Genomic DNA, 22,655 nt, shown 5'->3' with positions numbered 1-22,655 from the left:
ACATGGCCGCTTTATAGATACTCAGTTGAGTTAAATAAACTTACTTTTTAATTTTGACTGGACGTTGCCAACCCGTCAGGTGCTTTTGTTTAACACGGGTAATGACTAACTCATTTTCACCCACATCGCGGGTAATGGTTGAGCCAGCGCCTAAAGTTGCGCCTTTACCGATAGTGACAGGTGCCACCAGCTGAGAGTCTGAGCCAACAAAGACATTATCTTCGATAACGGTAAGATGCTTATTCGCGCCATCATAATTACAAGTAATAGTGCCAGCGCCGATATTAACGCCATCACCTATAATAGCATCACCTAAATAGGCTAAGTGTCCAGCCTTAGAACCCACGCCGATAACCGCTTTCTTCACTTCAACAAAGTTACCAATGTGCGCATCTTGCTTAAGCTCTGCGCCGGGACGTAAGCGCGCAAATGGACCAGCACTGGCAGCAACGCCAAGCTTAGCGCCTTCGATAATAGAGTAAGGTTTGATCTCAGCGTTATCGGCAATCTCACAATCGATTAAAATCGCGCCAGCGCCAATAGTGACATTATTACCTAAGGTCACTTTGCCTTCGAATATCACGTTGATATCAATCATCACATCCATACCGACAGTGACTTCACCACGAATATCGATACGGCTCGGGTCGCGTAGGTTCGCTCCCGCCAACATCAGTTTTTCGGCTTCACGGGCTTGGTAAGCGCGTTCAAGTTGCGCCAGTTGCACGCGGTTATTGGCGCCTTCCACTTCAATCGCAGATTGTGGTTGGGCAGTATCAATAGCAACACCATCAGCGTGCGCCATGGCAATAATATCCGTTAGATAATATTCGCCTTGGGCATTGTTGTTGGATAAACGGCTCAACCAAGCTTTAAGTTGTTTACCTGGAACGGCCATGATGCCGGTATTGATTTCGTTGATTAGTAGCTGCTCTGCTGTAGCATCTTTCTGCTCAATAATACCAACGACTTTCCCTTGTTCTTGACCTTCACAAGGAGTACGGACGATACGACCATAACCCATAGGATTGGCTAAATTCACGGTTAAGATGGCCACGCCATTTTCAGGACGGGCAGCGAGTAAGGCTTCAAGGGTTGATTGTTGAATAAGCGGCACATCGCCATAAAGAATGAGCACAGTATCATTGTCAGCAATATGCGGGCTCGCTTGCGCAACCGCATGACCCGTACCTAATTGCTCAGCTTGCAATACCCAGTTGAGTTGTTGCTCACCTAAGCTGGCTTGTAGCTTGTCAGCACCATAACCGTAGACTAACTGAATTGCGTCACTACCCACTTTATGGGCGGTATCGATGACATGTTGCACCATGCTCTTGTGGGCGATGGGATGTAATACCTTAGGAAGATCAGAACGCATCCGTGTTCCCTTGCCAGCCGCTAAGATCACTACATTTAATGCCATTGCCATATCCTTGAACAAATACCCAAAAGGGTGAAAAAATTACGGTCGTATACCAATCACATTAAATATCTAATCAGTTCAGAGCCTCACAGGCATCTCAATCCAAGGCGCATTGACGCAGAAATGGTTATTCCCTTTTAAGTCAATGCAACACCGGAGTGGGATGCCTGTGAGGCTCCCAAAGGGCGGCTGATGTTAATGGCATGGCAACGCGCTTTATACTGCGTTTAAGGCTTTCGACAGAGCACCACTATGCCTTCAAGCCTTCGCCTTGTCTAAAGCGCATTGAATTCCCGCTGAATGAACAAATATTTAATACGATTGGTATTAGTGGCGCAATTTTAACGGAAAGCACATCGAAAAGCGAAGCGGATAGCGATAGGAATAGCTCAAAAACACGCTTACCCAAATTTCGGCCACAAAAAAGGCGACCTTATGGTCGCCTTTTTTCACAAACAATAACCTTATCTGGCAATGTTTTTCTTGATGGTTTCAACAACACGTAATTGAGCCATAGCCTTAGCTAGTTCAACCATAGCCGCGTCATAATTGAAGTAAGCACCTGCATTTGCCATATGGGCTTCTGCACGACGCTTAGCTTCTAATGCCGCTTGCTCATCAATATCTTTGGCACGCATAACCACATCAGCCAATACGGAAACAGTAGAAGGTTGCACTTCCAGAATACCACCTGAAAGGTAAAACACTTCTTCACTGCCGTCTTGCTTGACGATGCGCGCCATGCCAGGTTTGATATAACTCAGCAAAGGAGCATGGCCATGCATTATGCCCAACTCACCTTCTGAACCAGTCACTTGCAGCGAAGCTACACGACCAGAGAAGATTTTGCTCTCTGCACTTACTATATCAAGATGTACTGTCATGGCTGCCATCCCGTTCTCCTTAAGAAACTAAGTATTGCTACTTAGTTATTTCTTTTTGTTTGCTTTCTCGATGACTTCATCGATTGAGCCAACCATGTAGAACGCTTGTTCTGGCAGGTGATCAAACTCACCGTTCAAAATACCCTTAAAGCCACGGATAGTGTCTTTCAGAGAAACGTACTTACCAGGAGATCCAGTAAAGACTTCTGCTACGAAGAAAGGCTGAGACAAGAAACGCTCAATCTTACGAGCACGGAATACAGTTGTTTTGTCTTCATCAGACAATTCATCCATACCCAGAATCGCAATAATATCTTTCAGCTCTTTGTAACGTTGCAGTACAGTTTGCACGCCGTTAGCAACATCATAATGCTCTTGGCCAACAACCAATGGATCTAATTGACGTGAAGTCGAATCCAATGGGTCAACCGCTGGGTAAATACCCAGAGAAGCAATTTGACGTGACAGTACAACAGTCGCATCTAAGTGAGCGAAGGTTGTTGCTGGTGACGGATCGGTCAAGTCATCCGCAGGTACGTATACCGCTTGTACAGAGGTAATAGAACCGGTCTTAGTTGAAGTGATACGCTCTTGCAGAACGCCCATCTCTTCAGCCAATGTTGGTTGATAACCTACCGCAGAAGGCATACGACCTAACAGTGCAGATACTTCAGTACCGGCTAAGGTATAACGGTAGATGTTGTCAACGAACAACAGTACGTCACGACCTTCGTCACGGAACTTCTCTGCCATAGTTAGACCAGACAGTGCAACGCGCAAACGGTTACCTGGAGGCTCGTTCATCTGACCATAAACCATGGCCACTTTGTCGAGAACGCCAGAATCTTTCATCTCGTAGTAGAAGTCGTTACCTTCACGAGTACGTTCACCTACACCGGCGAATACAGAAAGACCCGAGTGGGCTTTTGCGATGTTGTTAATCAGTTCCATCATGTTAACTGTTTTACCAACACCCGCACCACCGAACAAACCAACTTTACCGCCCTTAGCGAATGGACAAACAAGGTCAATAACCTTGATACCAGTCTCTAACAGTTCAGTAGAGCTTGATTGATCTTCGTATGAAGGAGCTGTACGGTGAATAACATAACGCTCTTCTTCACCGATTGGACCCGCTTCATCAATAGGCTCGCCTAATACGTTCATGATACGGCCAAGAGTGGCGGTACCAACAGGAACAGTAATAGGTGAACCTGAGTTTACTACTTCAAGCCCACGACGCAGACCGTCAGAAGAACCCATAGCGATGGTACGAACTACACCACCACCTAGTTGTTGCTGAACTTCCAGCACCAAACCATTACACGGGCCTTCACCTACGATTTTCAGAGCGTCATATACTTGAGGTACGGCATCTTGTGGAAACTCTACGTCCACAACCGCGCCAATCACTTGGACAACAGTACCTGTGCTCATGATTAATCCTCTAAAACTTGTATTCGTTACCTAACCTAAACCGCAGAGGCACCAGAAACAATTTCCGACAGTTCTTGCGTAATCGCAGCCTGACGGGCCTTGTTATAGACCAGTTGCAAGTCGTTGATAAGCTCACCAGCGTTGTCTGTTGCCGACTTCATCGCCACCATACGGGCAGCTTGTTCAGAGGCAATGTTTTCAACAACACCTTGGTAAACCTGAGATTCTACATAACGGACCAATAAGGTATCCAAAAGTGCTTTTGGATCTGGCTCGTAGATATAATCCCAACGATGAGCAGTTTCATCATCTTCTGATTTAGGCAAAGGTAGCAGCTGCTCGATCACAGGAGTCTGCGTCATAGTATTCACAAATTTGTTAAATACCACGTACAGACGATCCAGCTTGCCTTCGTTGTAAGCTTCTAGCATGACACCGACTGTCCCGATCAAGTCAGCGAGCTTTGGAGCATCGCCTAAACCTGAAGCGTGAGCAGACACTTGTCCACCGAAGTTTTTGAAAAACTGCACACTACGTGCGCCGATTGGGCAAAATTCAAATTCTGCACCTTGGGCTTTCCAGCTTTTCACGTCTGCAATAACCTTTTTGAAAAGGTTAACGTTCAGACCACCACAAAGGCCACGGTCGGTTGCCACAACAATGTAACCAACCCGCTTAGCCTCTCTCACCTCCAAATAGGGGTGTTTATACTCGAGAGAACCTTGCGCTACGTGACCGATCACCTTACGCATGCTTTCCGCATATGGACGGCTCGCAGCCATGCGTTCCTGCGCTCTGCGCATTTTGCTGGCTGCCACCATTTCCATGGCGGACGTGATCTTCTGAGTGTTTTTCACACTCGCGATCTTGGTTTTAATCTCTTTAGCGCCGGCCATCTCTACTCTCCAATCTGGACCTGAGGTGTCTTAAGACACCTCTATCATTGTTACCAGGTTTGGGTTGCTACGAACTTGTCGAGGCCAGCTTTTAATTCAGCTTCGATATCAGCGCTATAATCGCCAGTATCATTGATAAGCTTCATTAAAGGAGCATGCTCGCTGTTCATGAACGAGAGCAGAGCGGCTTCGAAATTACCGACCTTATTCAGCTCAACACTCTTCAGGTAACCTTTTTCAGCTGAGAAAATAGACACAGCTTGAGCGGCTACGCTCATTGGAGCATATTGCTTTTGCTTCATCAGTTCGGTAACACGCACACCATGCTCAAGTTGAGCACGTGTTGCATCGTCAAGATCAGATGCAAATTGCGAGAACGCAGCAAGCTCACGATACTGTGCTAGTGCGGTACGAATACCACCTGACAGTTTCTTGATGATCTTAGTCTGAGCCGCACCACCAACACGAGAAACAGAAATACCTGGGTTAACCGCTGGACGTAGGCCAGAGTTAAACAGATCGGTCTCAAGGAAGATCTGACCATCGGTAATAGAAATTACGTTGGTCGGTACGAATGCAGAAACGTCACCCGCTTGCGTTTCAATAATCGGCAGCGCGGTTAAAGAACCGGTTTTGCCAGTTACTGCACCTTTAGTGAACTTCTCTACATAAATCGCGTTAACGCGTGATGCACGCTCTAGTAAACGTGAGTGTAGATAGAATACGTCACCTGGGTAAGCTTCACGGCCTGGTGGACGCTTGAGCAGTAACGAAATTTGACGATAAGCAACTGCTTGCTTAGACAAATCATCGTATACGATCAAAGAATCTTCACCGCGGTCACGGAAGTATTCACCCATAGAACAACCAGAATATGGCGCTAAGTATTGCAGAGCAGCAGCTTCAGAAGCCGTTGCAACAACAACGATAGTGTTAGCTAACGCACCGTGTTCTTCTAGCTTGCGCACTACGTTAGCGATAGTAGAAGCCTTTTGGCCAATCGCAACGTACACACATTTAATGCCAGAATTTTTCTGGTTGATAATTGCGTCGATCGCCATAGCTGTTTTACCAGTTTGACGGTCGCCAATGATCAATTCACGTTGACCACGACCGATAGGGATCATGGCATCAACGGCTTTATAACCAGTTTGAACTGGTTGATCAACAGACTGACGTTCAATAACACCTGGTGCGATAACTTCAATTGGCGAGTAACCATCGTTATCGATAGGTCCTTTTCCGTCAATTGGCTCACCTAGAGTGTTAACAACGCGGCCAAGAAGACCGCGGCCAACTGGAACTTCCAGAATACGGCCAGTCGTTTTCACTTTTACGCCTTCTGCTAAATCAGCATAAGGACCCATTACTACGGCACCGACAGAATCACGTTCAAGGTTCAACGCGATTGCAAAACGGTTACCAGGCAGTTCGATCATCTCACCTTGCATCACATCGGCTAGGCCGTGGATGCGGATGATGCCGTCACTTACCGCAACGATAGTACCTTCGTTACGAGATTCGCTAACGACTTCGAACTGCTCGATCCGCTGCTTAATCAGATCGCTGATTTCAGTGGAATTCAGTTGCATGCTCAAACTCCCAATTACGACTGCAGCTTATCAGACAGACGCGATAACTTACCGCGGACCGAGCCATCGATGACTAGGTCTCCTGTCTTAATGATTACACCGGCGATGAGCGCGGCGTCAGTGCTGCAATTCAGCTTAACTTTGCGTGCGAGACGTTTCTCTAAAGAAATACTAATCTGCTGTTGTTGTTCAGAGCTCAGCTCAGTTGCAGAAACCACATCGGCTTCCACTTCTTTTGCCCACTCATTACGGTATTCAGTAAATAACTGAGATACAGCAGGTAGTACCTTTAAGCGACCGTTTTCAGCCATTACCTTTATCAGGTTCTGACCTTGCACATTGACTTGCTCACCACACACACTAATAAAGAGTGCTGCGAGCTTAGTGCTGGCTAAAGAGCCAGCTAACAGTGGTTGCATGGTTTCGTTTTCACTCACCAATGCGGCAAACGTAAGCATTTCTGCCCATGAATCCACTGCATCTTGTTCAATAGCAAAGTCAAAAGCTGCCTTTGCGTAAGGGCGAGCGATGGTGGTTAATTCAGCCATAACTCAACTCCCTTATCAAATTTCAGCGACTAGTTTATTAACTATGTCACTGTGGGCGGCTGGATCAATAGAACGCTCAAGGATCTTCTCAGCACCCATGATGGCAAGAGTAGCAACCTGCTTACGCAGATCCTCTTTGACGCGATTACGTTCAGCTTCAATTTCTGCTTTACCCTGAGCGATGATTTTAGCACGCTCAGCGTCTGCTTCGGTTTTGGCTTCTTCAACTATTTGAGCTTTACGCTTGTTAGCTTGCTCAATAATTTCATTAGCCGTTACCTTGGCTTCTTTTAGTTGGTCAGTCGCTTTCGCTTGTGCCAACTCCAGGTCTTTTACCGCACGATCAGCATCAGCTAGACCGTCAGCAATCCTTTTTTGGCGCTCTTCGATGGCATTCATCAAAGGGGGCCATACAAACTTCATGCAAAACCACACGAAGATGATAAAGGCGACCGTCTGACCGATTAGGGTAGCGTTGAAATTCACAACAGCCTCCTATTTAGAGTTAAGACAGAAGCGTTTTTTACAGCATTGCACCCAGTGGGTTGGTAAATAGCATGAATAATGCGATACCAACACCGATCATAGTTACGGCGTCAAGAAGACCCGCTACGATGAACATTTTAACTTGTAGCATAGGAGCCATTTCTGGTTGACGCGCAGCGCCTTCCAAGAACTTGCCGCCTAATAAGCCGAAACCGATTGCAGTACCAAGAGCACCCATACCAATCAGCAGAGCAACAGCGATAGCTGTCATGCCTAAAATCGTTTCCATCTGTATCTCCAGTATCTAAATCTATATTAGTTGATGATTTAGTTTAAAATTTCTTCAGCAATCCTTAATGATCTTCATGCGCCATGCTTAAATAAACAATGGTCAACATCATGAAGATAAACGCTTGCAGTGTGATAACCAAAATGTGGAATATTAACCAACCCAGTTGCAGAGTCACACCTAGGGTAGATAATAACAAGTTGGTACCATACATCAGCGCAATAAGGATGAAGATCAACTCACCTGCGTACAAGTTACCAAAGAGTCGCAATGCCAATGAAATTGGTTTTGCTATCAAAGTAACAGTCTCTAATAGGAGGTTGACGGGTATCATTGCCTTATGGTTAAAGGGCTGTAGTGTCAGTTCTTTAACAAACCCAGACACACCTTTGACCTTAATGCTGTAGAAAATAATCAGCAAGAACACACCGATAGCTAAGCTAAAGGTAATGTTAACGTCAGTCGTCGGAACCGCTTTAAGATATGGAATACCCATTAAACTTGCTGCGTGAGGCAGCCAATCAACAGGGATCATATCCATGAAGTTCATCATGAATACCCATACAAAAATGGTCAGAGCTAAAGGTGCGATCAGAGCATTGCGACCATGAAAACTTTCTTTCACGCTGTTATTTACGAACTCAACGATCATCTCAACAAAACATTGCAGTTTGCCAGGAACACCGGAAGTCGCTTTTTTACCAACGCTGCGGAAAATCCACAGGAACAGAACACCAAGACCAACCGAAAAGAACAACGAATCAATGTGCCATGTCCAAAAGCCTTCACCAACACTTAAGTTGGTAAGGTGATGTTGGATATAGCCCTGCGGTGTTAACGCTTCACCAGTTGCAGCCATGATTCATCCCACTTAACTTTGCTTGAAGTATAAAGGAGCTGTCCAATGCACGATTAACGTCAGCACATAACAAACAAAAAGCGGCATAAAAGCGACCTTAAGATTGATAAATACAAACGAAAACATTGCGATGGTTAACAGCAACTTTACCGCTTCCCCCCAGTAAAAAGCCTTTATGACTTTTGCAGCTGAACTTGCTCCCGTGTGGGAGAAAGCGAGGGTTGCGAATACAAAATTAGGGAGCACAGCGATTGAACCACCTGCTAAAGCAGAATAGCCAAACTGAACTCCCCACACGGCGAAAAAGAGAATTGAAGCACCCCCAGCGACCGCCGCCTGCATCATCACCAATTTATAGGCTGACCACCGGCCACGACGCGCTAAAACCTTACTCAATTCATCCTCTCCGCATTCATACTTTTTGTTTCGATGACCGGATGACAAATACCCGTATTTATGTCGATGCACAAAAAGCTTGCGAAAGTATACCTTTTCACGCCTTCATTGCAACTTTGAGATAAGGAAAAACAACACTTTTAACGTGATCTAGCGCCAAACGAGTTAAAATGTAAGATTAGCATCTGTCACAAATTTACATTAAAAACTGTTAATCTACAGACATTAATGAATTTTACTAAGAATTCCGTCTAATTCAGCCAGATTCTGATAGTTAATTACAATTTTACCTGTGCCCTTACTACTATGAGCGATAGAAACCTTGGCACCTAATCTTTCAATTAACTGCTGCTCTAAACGACAAACATCTTGATCTTTAGTCGTAGTTTCGGCTTGTTTAGGCGGATTTAAGGTTTGATTAATTAATCGTTCAGTTTCGCGAACGGTTAATTCCTTAGCGGCCACTAATCTCGCAAGATTTGTTTGTTCTTCTCCCTCAATTGCTAACAAAGCGCGAGCATGACCCATATCGATGTCGCCATACTCGAGTAGACGTTTTACCGGCTCATTTAGGCCGTTTAAACGTAACAAGTTAGATACACTCGCTCTGGATTTTCCCACAACATCGGCAACTTGTTGGTGAGTCAGTTCAAATTCTTGCATTAAACGTTGTAATGCAATGGCTTCTTCCATGGCATTTAAATCTTCACGCTGGATGTTTTCAATCAAAGCGATAGCAACAGCGGCCTCATCGGGCACTTGTTTGACTATGCAGGGGATTTTATTTAAGCCAGCAAGTTGAGAAGCACGCCAGCGACGTTCGCCCGCAATGATCTCATACATGTCGTTTGCCACTTGTCTTACAACGATGGGCTGAATAATGCCTTGGTTGCGGATAGAATGCGCCAGTTCTTCCAACGCTTCGGGGGACATGTCTTTACGAGGTTGATACTTACCCGGTTGTAATAGGTCTAAATCGAGATGGATAAGCTCTTCTTTTTTATCGACAACATTAGCTTCGTCAGTGTGTTTTTTACTGGCGGCATGGCTGTTACTCAGTAGGGCATCTAACCCTTTGCCTAATCCTCTTTTCTTTAACGTCATGGTGATCCTTTACGCTTGCTTAGCCTGAGTTTGTTGTTCTGAACGACGGATCATTTCACCCGCAAGCGCTAGATACGCCTTGGCGCCGGCACTCGATTTATCGTAATACATAGCAGGCGCACCAAAACTTGGCGCCTCAGCCAGCCTGACATTACGTGGGATCACAGTACGATATACCTTGTCACCAAAATGCTGTTTTAGCTGATCGGACACATCATTAGACAAACGATTACGCGGATCGTACATAGTGCGTAAAATGCCTTCAATGCCAAGCCCTGGGTTAACCATAGCGGCAAGTTTAGTGATGGTATCAATCAGCGCCGTTAAGCCTTCTAGGGCATAGTATTCGCACTGCATAGGCACGAGCACAGAGTCAGCCGCTGACATAGCGTTCACAGTCAACATGTTCAATGAAGGAGGGCAGTCGATAAAGATATAATCATATTGATCTTTTATCGGTGCGAGCGCGTTACGCAAACGGATCTCACGCGCAAAAAACTCCATCAGTTTGATCTCTGCCGCTGTGACATCGCCATTACTGGCGATCAGATCATACTTACCCGCAGTGTTTTTAATGACGATCTCGTCGAAGGTTTTTTCTTCGACCAATAATTCGTAGGCCGTATTTTCGACCTCGTATTTATCGACACCACTACCCATAGTGGCATTACCTTGGGGATCGAGATCGATCAATAATACTTTACGTTTTGTTGCTGCTAACGAAGCGGCGAGGTTAACGCAAGTAGTTGTTTTTCCTACGCCACCTTTCTGGTTAGCCACGGCAATCACTTTACCCACAATATCACCCTGTATGTAAATGCTGGTTTATTGCCCTTACTTAAAAATGATTTATTCATCACTTTCAAGCCTGTTATTCTTTGATTATTTTCAATAAATGTCTTTGTTCATCGAGTTTAGGCACCTTAAGCTCGATGACTTCTTTCACTGCAAATCCACTTGGAATATGTTGCATCTCTTCATCATTTAACTGGCCTTTAAGGGCATAAAACTGCCCATGCTCGGCGGGTAAATGATGGCACCAAGTCAGCATATCTTGGATTGAAGCAAATGCACGACTTAATACGCCGTCGAATTTTTGCTCAGGTTGATAAGCTTCTACGCGGCTTTCAACTGAGCTGATGTTATGAATGCCTAATTCAAAGGACACTTGTTTTTGAAAACGAATGCGTTTACCTAAGCTGTCCAATAACACAAATTGTTTATCGGGATTCATAATCGCTAACGGGATCCCTGGTAAACCGGGTCCAGTGCCCACATCGATAAAACGTTCACCTTGTAGATGTTTTGAAACCACTAAGCTGTCCATGATATGACGGATCAACATGGCTTCGGGATCTCTCACCGATGTCAGGTTATAGGCTTTATTCCATTTGTTGAGCATGCCAACAAAATCAATTAGTTGTTTTTTTTGCTCGGCGGTTGCGGGCAAATTAATTTCGGCTAAATAAGCCTCTAACTGGGCAGATAACACTGAGCAACCTCAAAAAAGATACGATTATGAACGCGAAGGCTATTATGAAGCCCGAAAACGATGAAGGGAAGCCTGAATGCTTCCCTTCTATGACCTAAGCAGCGATTAAGCGAGCTTTTACGCACTCTTACGTAATAAGCCACGCTTTTTGAGGTGAACCAACAAAATTGAAATAGCCGCAGGGGTAATACCAGAGATCCGTGACGCTTGGCCTATGGTTTCTGGTTTGTGGTTATTTAACTTAGCAATCACTTCGTTCGACAAGCCCGGTACTTCTTTGTAATCGAGCGTCAAAGGTAAACCTGTGTTCTCATTACGCACGGCTTTGTTGATCTCTTCCTGCTGTCGTTGAATATAACCAGAGTACTTCACTTGGATCTGAACTTGTTCAGCTGCTTGTGGATCTTCAAGCCCAGGACCAAAACCTTCAATCTGCATTAACTTGCTGTAATCCATTTCTGGACGACGCAGTAATTCTTCAAATGACGCTTCGCGAGAGATCGGCGTATTCAAATGTGGGTTTAACGCATGGATCAAAGGCGAATTTGGATGTACCCATTGGCCACGTAGCCTTTGCAGTTCAAGTTCAATGGATTCTAACTTCTCACTAAATGCTGCCCAGCGAGCGTCGTCGACTAAACCGAGTTCGCGACCTTTGGCCGTTAAGCGAATGTCGGCGTTATCTTCACGGAGTAACAAACGGTATTCGGCACGGCTAGTAAACATGCGGTACGGTTCTTTGGTACCCAGAGTCGACAGATCGTCAACCAGTACCCCAAGATACGCTTCGTCACGGCGTGGACACCAAGCTTCTTTGCCTTGCACTTGCAGCGACGCATTCATGCCCGCTAATAAACCTTGAGCACCGGCTTCTTCATAACCGGTTGTGCCGTTTATTTGGCCAGCGAAGAATAACCCATTGATCGCTTTGGTTTCTAATGAGTTTTTCAGATCCCTTGGATCGAAATAATCATATTCGATCGCATAACCTGGGCGCATAATTTCTGCGTTTTCCATGCCCTTGATCGAACGTACTAAATTCAGCTGTACATCGAAAGGTAAGCTGGTCGAGATCCCGTTAGGGTAGATCTCTTTGGTATTTAACCCTTCAGGTTCGATAAAGATCTGATGCGAAGATTTATCCGCAAAGCGGTGGATCTTGTCTTCAATCGATGGGCAGTAACGTGGGCCAATACCCTCGATTACGCCTGAATACATTGGGCTTCTATCTAAACCACCACGAATAATTTCATGGGTTTTTTCATTGGTATGAGTGATCCAGCAAGAAATCTGCTTTGGATGATGACTGACATCGCCCATAAACGACATCACAGGTAACGGAGAATCACCTTTTTGTTCAGCCATTTGAGAAAAATCGATCGTGTTTGCATCGATACGTGGCGGGGTACCAGTTTTTAAACGGCCCACACGGATCGGTAATTCACGTAAACGATTGGCTAAGGCAATGGCTGGTGGATCGCCTGCACGGCCACCGCTGTAGTTTTCTAACCCTATGTGGATTTTGCCGCTTAAGAATGTGCCTGTTGTTAACACAACGGCTGGAGATTCAAAGGCTAATCCCATTTGAGTCACTACGCCAACGACTTGATGATTTTCAACAATTAAGTCATCAACGGCTTGTTGGAAAATACGTAAGTTAGGTTGGTTTTGTAATATGTTTTGGATTTTTTGACGATACAGCGCACGGTCAGCTTGTGCACGTGTCGCTCGTACTGCTGGGCCTTTGCTTGAATTCAAGGTTCTAAATTGGATCCCTGCATAATCGGTTGCGATCGCCATTGCACCGCCTAAGGCGTCAATTTCTTTCACTAGGTGGCCTTTGCCTATGCCACCGATCGCTGGATTACATGACATTTGTCCTAACGTATCGATATTGTGCGTTAGTAATAATGTTTTTGATCCCATTCTTGCTGCTGCCAACGCGGCTTCAGTTCCGGCATGACCACCACCAACAACAATAACATCAAACCGTTCATGAAAATGCATGCCACTACCTTCAATTGCTAAGAGACTCAGTACGAGCCGAGTATTTTAGCATTTGCTTTGCCCTAGGTGAATGATCATTTTACGCTGTTCGATCGAGATGATCCGGACTAATAGATCTTAAGATCTTTATATAGATCTTCTTATTATGTTTACTATTAGGATCGCGTTTTTCTGTGCATAACCCAAATTCAGTATATAAATCATTAATTAGCGCGATCTTGATCCTGTGATCTGATCGCGATCTAACGCCATTAAACATGGGGATAGATCGCATACTTATCCACAGGGTGGATCATTAAGCAGATCGGAGTGTGAATAGTACAGAGGTTGATCAGATCTAAATAATAGCTTATCCACATGTTTATACTTTAAATAAGTAAATTGTGGATAAATAGAATCTAAACTGTACATAGATCGCGACCTTATCCCATATGCGATCTTAAATCTCCTGTTGCCATTGTGCTAACCATGCAAGGGCTGGGTCTTCTGGCACGGGATCAAGCTGTACATCGATCTGGATCTTATCCACAAAGGCTTTAGCATCGCAGTCTTGAATGGCTGAAATTAATTTTTCAGGGCCTTGGCAAAAGGTGTCGTAACTTGAGTCGCCAATTGCACATAAGGCAAAGTTCACTTGGCTGAGATCCGGTTTTTGCTCGGTAATTTCATTGAAAAAGGGCTGGATATTATCTGGAAGATCACCTGCGCCGTGGGTAGATGACACGATAATCCACAGTGCATGGGTGTCGATTTCACACAGAGTTGGGGTTAAATGCACTTGAACTTGGTGCCCTTGATCCGTTAATTGCGCCATCATTTCGTCGGCGACATACTCTGCACTGCCCAATGTTGTGCCGACTATTACTTCAATCTTTGCCATTTATGACGATACCTTTTATGGATAATCTCGCTGAAATACACTCGTTTACTGCCTTTTTGGGGCTGTATTCGGGCGCTAATACGGCTTCATCATAAGGTAAAACCTGGCTTGTCTCTATGAGATGCTGTGTAAATCTGGGATTTATACGGGTATAGCGAGAGGAGTTTAGGGAGGAATATAAGCAAGAATACGAGGTTTTAGTTAAAAGAAAGGCTTGTTGAGCACAACAAGCCTTTGCTAGAAAAGCAGTTCACATGGCGAGAACATTACTTCCCGATACAGAAAGAGCTGAAAATCTTGCCTAGTAAATCGTCAGAAGTGAAGCGGCCAGTGATCTCTGATAGTGCTAATTGGCACATACGTAGCTCTTCCGCCAGCAGCTCTCCTGCAAGGTAAACCTCTAACTGCTCTTTACCCAATTGCAGGTGTCCTGCGGCTAATTCAAGGGCTTCTAAGTGACGACGACGGGCGATAAAGCCACCTTCGAGATTACTCTGATAACCCATAAGTGACTTCAAGTGTTGCTTTAATTCTTCAACACCTAAGCCTGTTTTTGCCGAGATCCGGTAGACGCTATAACCTTGTTCTTCGGTCATCATTAAGTCTTCGCCCGTGAGATCGGCTTTATTACGGATCACTGTTACACCTAAATTGGAGGGCAGGCGATCGACAAAGTCAGGCCAAATCGCATGGGGATCGACGGCGGCGGTTGTCGTGCCGTCCACCATAAATAGCACGCGATCGGCGCTATTTATCTCATTCCATGCGCGTTCAATGCCAATTTGTTCTACCGTATCTGTGGTATCACGCAGGCCTGCGGTATCAATAATGTGCAGCGGCATACCATCTAAATGGATATGTTCACGTAATACGTCGCGTGTTGTACCGGCAATTTCAGTCACAATGGCCGACTCTTTACCCGCTAACGCATTCAGTAAGCTTGATTTTCCGGCATTGGGACGACCGGCAATCACCACTTTCATCCCTTCACGAATAATAGAACCTTGCTTGGCACTGGCTTGCACTAGGTCAAGTTTGTCGATGATTTTATAGAGTGCATTAGCAATTTTGCCATCACTTAAAAAGTCGACTTCTTCATCGGGGAAATCAATTGCGGCTTCAACGTATAAACGCAGGTTAGTGACTTGGTCCACCAGCTCGTGGACTTCCTTAGAAAATTCACCTTGTAGTGATTGCAGCGCGCTTTTAGCGGCTTGCTCACTGGTGGCATCGATAAGGTCGGCAATGGCTTCGGCTTGGGTTAAGTCGAGTTTATCGTTCATAAAGGCTTGTTCGCTGAACTCGCCTGGTTTTGCTATACGAATACCACCGACTTCCATTACACGTTTGATCAGCATGTCGAGGACAATTTGGCCGCCGTGGCCTTGAAGTTCCAAGACATCTTCGCCAGTAAAGGAATTCGGTCCTTTAAAAAACAGCGCTATGCCTTGGTCTATTACTTGGCCCGATGCACTTTTAAAATCGCAATAATCGGCATATCGGGTTTTAGGAAGATGACCTAATACGGCCATAGCGACATCACTGGCCTTGTCGCCTGAAATTCGAATGATGCCAACGCCGCCACGTCCGGGCGCGGTGGCTTGAGCCACGATAGTGTCAGTTGTCACGGAAATACCCACCAAACTAATATCTACTAAATTATGTAAAGGAAAAGGCGGCCAATTAAGCCGCCTTTTAGTGTCATTCGTTCACATTAATCTGTAACGATGCGCTAGAGTCTTGCAAATCTTAGGCTTATTTTAAGCCTTTTTTCGCCAGACCTGCATAAATAATCTTCTGTTGCGTGATAGCAACTATGTTACCTACTAACCAGTACAGTACTAGACCCGCTGGGAACCAGAGGAAGAATACGGTAAAGATCACTGGCATCCACTGCATCATTTTCACTTGCATTGGGTCCATAGTCGGTGCAATAGGTTGCATCTTCTGCATCACAAACATAGATACGCCCATCAGCAAAGGTAATATGTAGTAAGGATCTTGTACCGATAAATCGTGGATCCACAACATAAAGGGTGCGTGACGTAATTCGAAACTTTCTAACAATACCCAGTACAAGGCAATGAAGATTGGCATCTGTAAAATAATAGGTAAACAGCCACCCATAGGGTTAACTTTTTCTTTCTTATACAGTTCCATCATGGCCTGGCCCATCTTTTGACGGTCATCACCAAAGCGTTCTTTCAAGTCAGTCAGTTTAGGTTGCAGGTTACGCATCTTCGCCATTGAGGTGTACTGCGCTTTTGTCAGCGGGAACAGTAAACCACGAACGGTTAAGGTGATCAGAATAATAGCCATACCCCAGTTACCGACGAATGACTGATAGAACATCAATAGCCAGTGAATAGGTACAGCTAACCACCATAGGAAGCCGTAATCGACCACTAGGTTTAAGGTATCAGAGATGGCTGACAGTGCTTTTTGATCCTTAGGACCAACGTAGAACTGTGAGCTAATTTCTTGAGTCGCACCTGGTGCAATATCATATACCGCGCCGCGGAAACCAATATTGGCTAAACCGCCCGCACTGACACTAGAGAAAATTGTGTTGCTGTCGGTAGCCGGTGGGATCCAAGCTGAAACAAAGTAATGTTGTAGCATGGCAGCCCAACCGCCCAACGTCGCTTGGTTCAGGTTGCTTTTCGCCATGTCATCAAATTTGTATTTCTCATAACGCACATCTTGCGTAGAGAATGCGCCACCACGGTAGGTAGGCATAACCATGCTGCTTTCAGACGGTTTAATCGTTTGTTTAATTTGACCGTACATCTGAACTTGCAGCGGAGCCGCTGAAGTGTTGTTGATTTTATAGTCAACATCGACGTTGAACTTACCGCGATGGAATACAAACACTTTAGTGTATGTCACGCCATTGTCGGCTACATAAGTTAACGGCACTTCTAAAGTGTCTTTACCTTCAGCTAAGGTATATTCAGTCGCTGCAGTGCTAAATGCGGCACGGCCTTTGGCGCTACTGTCGATACCATCGCGACCTATAAGACCGCTCTGGGCTATATAAGTGAAATCTTTCGTTTGCTCAAGCAACACGAAGGGTTGATCTTTATCCTGTTCCATCTTGTGTGAAACTAACGCAGCAAAAACAATGTCGCCACCGATTGGATTAATTTGAACATCCAACTGGTCGGTTTTCACGGTAATCAGTTTGCTGGTTGCTGTCACTGCTGCAGGAACACCTGTATCAGCTTCTGGAACATCGGCACTGTGTGAGTTTGCCGCGTTCGCCACTAAGGACGATTCGGTTGCAACTGGTTTAGGAGCTTTGTCTGCTTGCCACTGTTGCCACAGCAAAAAGCTGACAAACAGTAGTCCTATGAGCAATATATTGCGTTGAGATTCCATAGCCTATTTATTACACCTGTCATTTTTAGGGGGGACGGGATCACTACCGCCGGGATGTAAAGGGTGACATTTTAATATGCGTTTCAATGCAAACCAACAACCTTTCGCGGTTCCATGCACTTTTATTGCTTCAATAGCGTAGTGAGAGCAGGTGGGATTGAAACGGCATCGAGGGCCCAGTATAGGGCTTATGAATACTTGATAGCCACGAATTAACGTGGTCGCTAGCCATTGTAGCGGCGACTGAGTTTGCGCCATAGCTTTTCTATCAATTTGTTGATTTCAGCGTTTTCCATTTCCATCACGCCATTTCTGACAAGCACAACAATATCAAGATGAGGAATGTCGTGTTGATTTAAGCGAAAACTATCTCTGATCACACGCTTAATACGGTTACGTTGATTGGCGCGTTTTACAAAGCGTTTGGCAACAGTAAGGCCCATACGCGGATGTTGTTCCGTGTTAGGAATAGCGAGCAAGGTAATTTCAGCAGAAGATGCTTTGATGGGATTGGAAAATACAGATTTAAATTGCGCGGGAGTTAACAAACGTAACTCCCGCGAAAAGGTATAGCTAGTCAACTAGTTACCCACTTATTAAGCAGATAAACGAGCGCGACCTTTCGCACGACGACGTGCAAGCACCTTACGGCCGCCTACAGTAGCCATACGAGCGCGGAAGCCGTGAGAACGCTTGCGCTTCAGGTTGCTAGGTTGAAAAGTACGTTTACTCATGATGGCAATCCGTCTTTGTTAATTAGTGAACATATCCTTATCTCTAGGATAGAGGTAAGGGCAAAAAAGAGGCCGAATTGTAATCACAATACTTAGTCACGTCAACAACGAAAGTAAGTAAGTGCTTTATTTCTGCCAGCGTATCCTTTGATCAATCCCCAGAATACACCATAAGATGTGGATAACTCTGTGTACGGACACTACATATAGTAGTGCAGGGGATCTTCGAGCCGATCGAAGGGGCGCCATTATAGATCAATGTGGATCGCTTAATAAAGCAGGATTTGCGGATAGTGCAGAATAAAAGGATCGTTTTAGATCTTTGATGATCGAGGATATCCACACAGAATGATCTCGCTGGGGATAAATATTTTTTAAGGATAGCGATCCTTGAGATCTCGCTATAGAATACACCTCTTTTTTGATGATCTTTTGGGGATAACTAAGTGGCTGTTTCACTTTGGCAACAATGTATCGGACGATTGCAAGATGAGCTTTCTGCTCAGCAGTTCAGTATGTGGATCAGACCGTTACAAGCCGAAATGGATGGAGATACTCTGGTGCTTTATGCGCCCAACCGCTTCGTGCTTGATTGGGTCAGAGATAAGTACATCAATATCATTAATCAGTTCTTTACTGAGCAGATGGGCAGCGATGCACCTAAATTGCGTTTCGATATTGGTAGTCGTCCTTCGGCGAAAAAGCCAAGTGTGCCAGCACCTATAGCGCCAACTCGTGTAGCAAATACCCAAACTAAAGCGACAGTAGGCACGACGTTTAACGTCCAAGCCGAGCCGATGGCGAACGCGAATCACCGCAGTAACATCAATCCTAGCTACCAGTTTGATAACTTCGTAGAAGGTAAGTCGAACCAATTAGGTAAGGCTGCGGCGTTGCAAGTGGCTGAAAATCCAGGTGGTGCTTATAACCCATTATTCTTATATGGCGGAACAGGTCTAGGTAAGACTCACTTGTTGCACGCTGTCGGTAACGGGATCATTAAAAATAATCCGAATGCCAAAGTGGTTTACATGCATTCCGAGCGTTTTGTCCAAGACATGGTTAAAGCGCTGCAAAACAATGCGATCGAAGAATTTAAACGTTACTACCGTAGCGTCGATGCTTTGTTTATCGATGATATTCAATTTTTTGCCAATAAAGACAGATCCCAAGAAGAATTCTTCCATACCTTCAACGCCTTGCTTGAGGGTAATCACCAAATTATTTTGACTTCAGATCGTTATCCAAAAGAGATCGACGGTGTTGAAGACAGATTGAAATCGCGTTTTGGTTGGGGTTTAACTGTGGCGATTGAGCCACCAGAGTTAGAAACCCGCGTGGCGATTTTGATGCGTAAAGCCCAAGAGAGTGGCATTAACTTGCCCGATGAAGTGGCTTTCTTTATTGCTAAACGTTTACGTTCAAACGTGCGTGAGCTAGAAGGGGCGTTAAACCGCGTTATTGCGAATGCTAACTTCACTGGCCGCCCAATTACCATTGATTTTGTTCGTGAAGCTTTACGTGACCTCTTGGCACTTCAAGAAAAATTAGTCACTATAGACAATATTCAGAAAACCGTAGCTGAATACTACAAGATCAAGATGGCTGATATGTTGTCTAAGCGCCGTTCACGCAGTGTCGCGCGGCCTAGACAAGTGGCAATGGCGTTATCCAAAGAATTAACTAACCAAAGCTTGCCGGAAATTGGTGATGCTTTTGGTGGTCGAGATCACACCACAGTGTTGCATGCCTGTCGTAAGATTGCTCAGCTACGGGAAGAGAGCCACGACATTAAAGAAGATTATGCTAATTTGATTAGAACCTTATCTTCTTAAAACAAGGAATTTGGACACTATGAAATTCTCAATTGATAGGGATGCCCTATTAAAGCCGTTGCAATTGGTGTGTGGTGCGGTAGAAAGACGCCATAATTTGCCCATTTTGTCTAACCTCCTTGTAGAAGTGAGTGGTCACTCACTTAAGCTGACCGGAACAGATTTAGAAGTCGAACTCGTGGGCCAAGTTGTGGTTCACGGTGATATCGAAGAAGGTCGTACTACGGTTCCGGCTAAAAAGCTGCTCGATATTGTTAAGTCTTTGCCAGAACAAAGCGAACTGAAAGTCGAACAACAAGATAACAAATGGTTGCTGCGTTCAGGCCGTAGCCGTTTTTCCTTAGCTACTCTGCCCGCAGAAGAATATCCCAACGTTGAAGCCTTCCAAGCTGAGATTGAATTTAGCTTGAAGCAGGGCGTGTTGAAGTCGATTATCGACTCAACGCAATTTTCTATGGCTAACCAAGATGTGCGTTATTACCTCAACGGTTTATTGTTTGAAACTGAAGGTAATGTGTTGCGCGCTATTGCGACCGACGGCCACCGTTTAGCCTTAAGTCACCGCACGATTGAAGCACAATTACCTGAAAAACAAGTCATTGTTCCACGCAAAGGCGTAATGGAAATGGCGCGTTTATTGGAGTCGGACGATCTCGATATCGCGATTGCCATTGGTGATAATGCCATTCGTGCCACTACGGCTAACACTGTATTTACCAGTAAATTAGTCGATGGCCGCTTCCCTGATTATCGCCGTGTATTGCCAAAGGGCGGTGATAAAATTGTGATTGCGAGTCGTAATCACCTGAAGCAAGCGCTGACCCGCGCATCGATTTTATCGAACGAAAAATTCCGTGGTGTGCGTATTCAACTCGAAAATGGTCTGCTTAAGATCACCGCTAACAATCCTGAACAGGAAGAAGCGGAAGAGATCATCGATGTGGAATACAACAACCAAGCCTTAGAAATTGGTTTTAACGTCAGTTATTTACTCGACGTGCTCAACAACCTTAAGTCCGATGATGTGCGTATCACGCTCATTGATGGTAACTCCAGCGCCTTAATCGAAAACCATTTGGAAGAAGATTCCATGTATGTGGTTATGCCGATGCGCTTATAAACCATCGATTTTTACGTTTCCCGTGTTTGTACCTCTGTCTTCGATGTCTATGCCGCTTAACGGCGGCATAGTGTTTAATACGCAGCATTGGCCATTCCTTCACTCATTTACCGATAGCCTTAGCCTGTGGCAGCGATTGAGTTGCCTGTTAAGTGCTATGAATCCTTGCCTTCGCCGTTTACGCGGCTTAATGAGTAATGCATGAGCCTGACCCGTCTCAATATCGAAGCGTTTCGCAACATTCAGTCCGCACAGTTAATCCCCGCACCTGGGATTAACTTGATTTATGGCCAAAATGGCAGCGGCAAAACCAGTATTCTTGAGGCGATTTATTTCCTCGGTATGGGACGTTCGTTTCGCAGCCATTTATCCCAACGAGTGATTAATAACGACGACGATAAGTTAACACTCTTTGCGACCTTAAATTTAGCGCGCGGTGACAGCAAAATCGGTTTGCGCCGATTTCGTAGTGGTGAGACCGAAGTGAGAATCGACGGCGAAAAAGTCAAACGTCTGTCGACATTAGCTGAAACCTTACCTATTCAAGTGATCACGCCTGAAAGCTTTTCTTTACTGTTTGAAGGCCCAAAATCCCGCCGACAATTTATCGATTGGGGCGCATTTCATGCTGACCCACAGTTTTATGGTGCTTGGACGAATGTTCGCCGCGTTCTTAAGCAAAGAAATCAATTGCTTAGGAATGGCTCGGCCTACAGTAATATTCAATTTTGGGACCAAGAATTTGTGCGTTATGCCGAGCAGGTTACTGAAATACGAAACCATTATGTAGACTCGTTAAATGAGCTACTTAAGGGTATAATCGGGGAGTTTTTACCGAGTGTAGATGTGAAGGTTTCATTTACCCGCGGCTGGGATAGTAAAACGGATTTTGCAGAACTACTCGAAAACCAATATTCCAGAGATTTGGCCACAGGTCATACCGTCAGCGGTCCCCATAAAGCTGACCTTAGACTTCGTGTAGGCACTTTGCCGGCGCAGGATGCCCTGTCCCGTGGTCAATTAAAATTATTAGTCTGTGCACTGCGTATTGCACAGGGAAAGTTGCTCAAACAACAAATAGATAAACACAGTATTTATCTTGTGGATGATCTTCCGTCCGAGTTGGATGCACAGCATAGGCAGCTATTGCTTAAGCAGTTAACGGATACCGGAGCACAAGTTTTTGTGACCGCCATCGATCCTGCTGCAATAGTCGATTCGTTACACACGCCTCCCAGTAGGATGTTTCATGTGGAACAGGGACGTGTAACGGTAATTGAATAACCATTGAG

The 22,655-nt window shown here is 45.1% G+C and carries 23 protein-coding genes; 3 read left to right on the top strand and 20 right to left on the bottom strand.

Annotated features, from left to right (window positions below; all coding sequences use genetic code 11):
- Positions 1-40: 40 nt before the first annotated feature.
- From glmU to rpmH, 20 genes are all read right to left on the bottom strand, one after another.
- Complete coding sequence (gene glmU, locus KV201_RS17700) at positions 41-1,423, bottom strand: bifunctional UDP-N-acetylglucosamine diphosphorylase/glucosamine-1-phosphate N-acetyltransferase GlmU (protein ID WP_226060073.1); 1,383 nt, start codon at positions 1,421-1,423, stop codon at positions 41-43.
- 464 nt (positions 1,424-1,887) lie between these two features.
- Complete coding sequence (locus KV201_RS17695) at positions 1,888-2,316, bottom strand: F0F1 ATP synthase subunit epsilon (protein WP_226060072.1); 429 nt, start codon at positions 2,314-2,316, stop codon at positions 1,888-1,890.
- Between the two features lie 36 nt (positions 2,317-2,352).
- Positions 2,353-3,744 (bottom strand): F0F1 ATP synthase subunit beta, encoded by a 1,392-nt coding sequence (atpD, locus tag KV201_RS17690; RefSeq protein WP_006083845.1) that lies wholly within the window; start codon positions 3,742-3,744, stop codon positions 2,353-2,355.
- Between the two features lie 35 nt (positions 3,745-3,779).
- The gene (gene atpG, locus KV201_RS17685; RefSeq protein WP_006084762.1) at positions 3,780-4,640 is read right to left on the bottom strand and encodes a F0F1 ATP synthase subunit gamma; all 861 of its coding nucleotides are present in this window, start codon (positions 4,638-4,640) and stop codon (positions 3,780-3,782) included.
- Positions 4,641-4,690: 50 nt separating this feature from the next.
- Entirely contained in the window at positions 4,691-6,232 is a 1,542-nt protein-coding gene (gene atpA, locus KV201_RS17680) for a F0F1 ATP synthase subunit alpha (protein ID WP_006083843.1), read from the bottom strand.
- Positions 6,233-6,246: 14 nt separating this feature from the next.
- On the bottom strand, positions 6,247-6,780 hold the full coding sequence (atpH, locus tag KV201_RS17675) for a F0F1 ATP synthase subunit delta (protein WP_006083842.1): 534 nt from the start codon (positions 6,778-6,780) through the stop codon (positions 6,247-6,249).
- Between the two features lie 15 nt (positions 6,781-6,795).
- Positions 6,796-7,266 (bottom strand): F0F1 ATP synthase subunit B, encoded by a 471-nt coding sequence (atpF, locus tag KV201_RS17670; protein ID WP_006083841.1) that lies wholly within the window; start codon positions 7,264-7,266, stop codon positions 6,796-6,798.
- Between the two features lie 37 nt (positions 7,267-7,303).
- Complete coding sequence (gene atpE, locus KV201_RS17665) at positions 7,304-7,555, bottom strand: F0F1 ATP synthase subunit C (RefSeq protein WP_006083840.1); 252 nt, start codon at positions 7,553-7,555, stop codon at positions 7,304-7,306.
- A 64-nt stretch (positions 7,556-7,619) separates the two neighbouring features.
- Positions 7,620-8,414, bottom strand: a complete 795-nt coding sequence (gene atpB / locus KV201_RS17660; protein WP_006083839.1) for a F0F1 ATP synthase subunit A — start codon at positions 8,412-8,414, stop codon at positions 7,620-7,622.
- A gap of 12 nt (positions 8,415-8,426) precedes the next feature.
- Entirely contained in the window at positions 8,427-8,810 is a 384-nt protein-coding gene (locus KV201_RS17655; RefSeq protein WP_006084764.1) for an ATP synthase subunit I, read from the bottom strand.
- Positions 8,811-9,035: 225 nt separating this feature from the next.
- A complete protein-coding gene (locus KV201_RS17650; protein WP_006084765.1) occupies positions 9,036-9,914 on the bottom strand; it encodes a ParB/RepB/Spo0J family partition protein in 879 nt (292 codons plus the stop codon).
- Between the two features lie 9 nt (positions 9,915-9,923).
- On the bottom strand, positions 9,924-10,712 hold the full coding sequence (locus KV201_RS17645) for a ParA family protein (RefSeq protein WP_006083836.1): 789 nt from the start codon (positions 10,710-10,712) through the stop codon (positions 9,924-9,926).
- Between the two features lie 73 nt (positions 10,713-10,785).
- The gene (gene rsmG / locus KV201_RS17640; protein WP_006083835.1) at positions 10,786-11,406 is read right to left on the bottom strand and encodes a 16S rRNA (guanine(527)-N(7))-methyltransferase RsmG; all 621 of its coding nucleotides are present in this window, start codon (positions 11,404-11,406) and stop codon (positions 10,786-10,788) included.
- A 117-nt stretch (positions 11,407-11,523) separates the two neighbouring features.
- A complete protein-coding gene (gene mnmG, locus KV201_RS17635; protein WP_226060071.1) occupies positions 11,524-13,413 on the bottom strand; it encodes a tRNA uridine-5-carboxymethylaminomethyl(34) synthesis enzyme MnmG in 1,890 nt (629 codons plus the stop codon).
- Positions 13,414-13,852: 439 nt separating this feature from the next.
- A complete protein-coding gene (mioC, locus tag KV201_RS17630; RefSeq protein WP_006083832.1) occupies positions 13,853-14,293 on the bottom strand; it encodes an FMN-binding protein MioC in 441 nt (146 codons plus the stop codon).
- A 266-nt stretch (positions 14,294-14,559) separates the two neighbouring features.
- A complete protein-coding gene (gene mnmE, locus KV201_RS17625) occupies positions 14,560-15,921 on the bottom strand; it encodes a tRNA uridine-5-carboxymethylaminomethyl(34) synthesis GTPase MnmE (RefSeq protein ID WP_012588973.1) in 1,362 nt (453 codons plus the stop codon).
- A gap of 127 nt (positions 15,922-16,048) precedes the next feature.
- Positions 16,049-17,674: a membrane protein insertase YidC gene (yidC, locus tag KV201_RS17620; protein ID WP_226060070.1), complete on the bottom strand. Its 1,626-nt coding sequence runs from the start codon at positions 17,672-17,674 to the stop codon at positions 16,049-16,051.
- A gap of 3 nt (positions 17,675-17,677) precedes the next feature.
- Positions 17,678-17,932, bottom strand: coding sequence for a membrane protein insertion efficiency factor YidD (gene yidD, locus KV201_RS17615; RefSeq protein WP_006083829.1), 255 nt, complete (start codon positions 17,930-17,932; stop codon positions 17,678-17,680).
- Positions 17,899-18,255 (bottom strand): ribonuclease P protein component, encoded by a 357-nt coding sequence (gene rnpA, locus KV201_RS17610; RefSeq protein WP_006083828.1) that lies wholly within the window; start codon positions 18,253-18,255, stop codon positions 17,899-17,901. Before rnpA ends, yidD begins: the two co-directional genes overlap by 34 nt.
- A gap of 15 nt (positions 18,256-18,270) precedes the next feature.
- Positions 18,271-18,408 (bottom strand): 50S ribosomal protein L34, encoded by a 138-nt coding sequence (rpmH, locus tag KV201_RS17605; protein WP_006083827.1) that lies wholly within the window; start codon positions 18,406-18,408, stop codon positions 18,271-18,273.
- A gap of 446 nt (positions 18,409-18,854) precedes the next feature.
- Between rpmH and dnaA the strand changes: the two genes are divergently transcribed.
- The 3 genes from dnaA to recF all read left to right on the top strand — a co-directional run bounded on the left by dnaA (position 18,855) and on the right by recF (position 22,647).
- Positions 18,855-20,243 (top strand): chromosomal replication initiator protein DnaA, encoded by a 1,389-nt coding sequence (dnaA, locus tag KV201_RS17600; protein WP_006083826.1) that lies wholly within the window; start codon positions 18,855-18,857, stop codon positions 20,241-20,243.
- Between the two features lie 19 nt (positions 20,244-20,262).
- Positions 20,263-21,363 (top strand): DNA polymerase III subunit beta, encoded by a 1,101-nt coding sequence (dnaN, locus tag KV201_RS17595; protein ID WP_006083825.1) that lies wholly within the window; start codon positions 20,263-20,265, stop codon positions 21,361-21,363.
- A 201-nt stretch (positions 21,364-21,564) separates the two neighbouring features.
- On the top strand, positions 21,565-22,647 hold the full coding sequence (recF, locus tag KV201_RS17590; protein ID WP_011845334.1) for a DNA replication/repair protein RecF: 1,083 nt from the start codon (positions 21,565-21,567) through the stop codon (positions 22,645-22,647).
- Positions 22,648-22,655: the final 8 nt, after the last annotated feature.

This window comes from Shewanella sp. SR1, from assembly GCF_020447145.1.
GTDB lineage: Bacteria > Pseudomonadota > Gammaproteobacteria > Enterobacterales > Shewanellaceae > Shewanella > Shewanella baltica.
The sequence above is the reverse complement of the archived record's forward strand: the minus strand, read 5'-3'. Positions and strand labels throughout refer to the sequence as shown.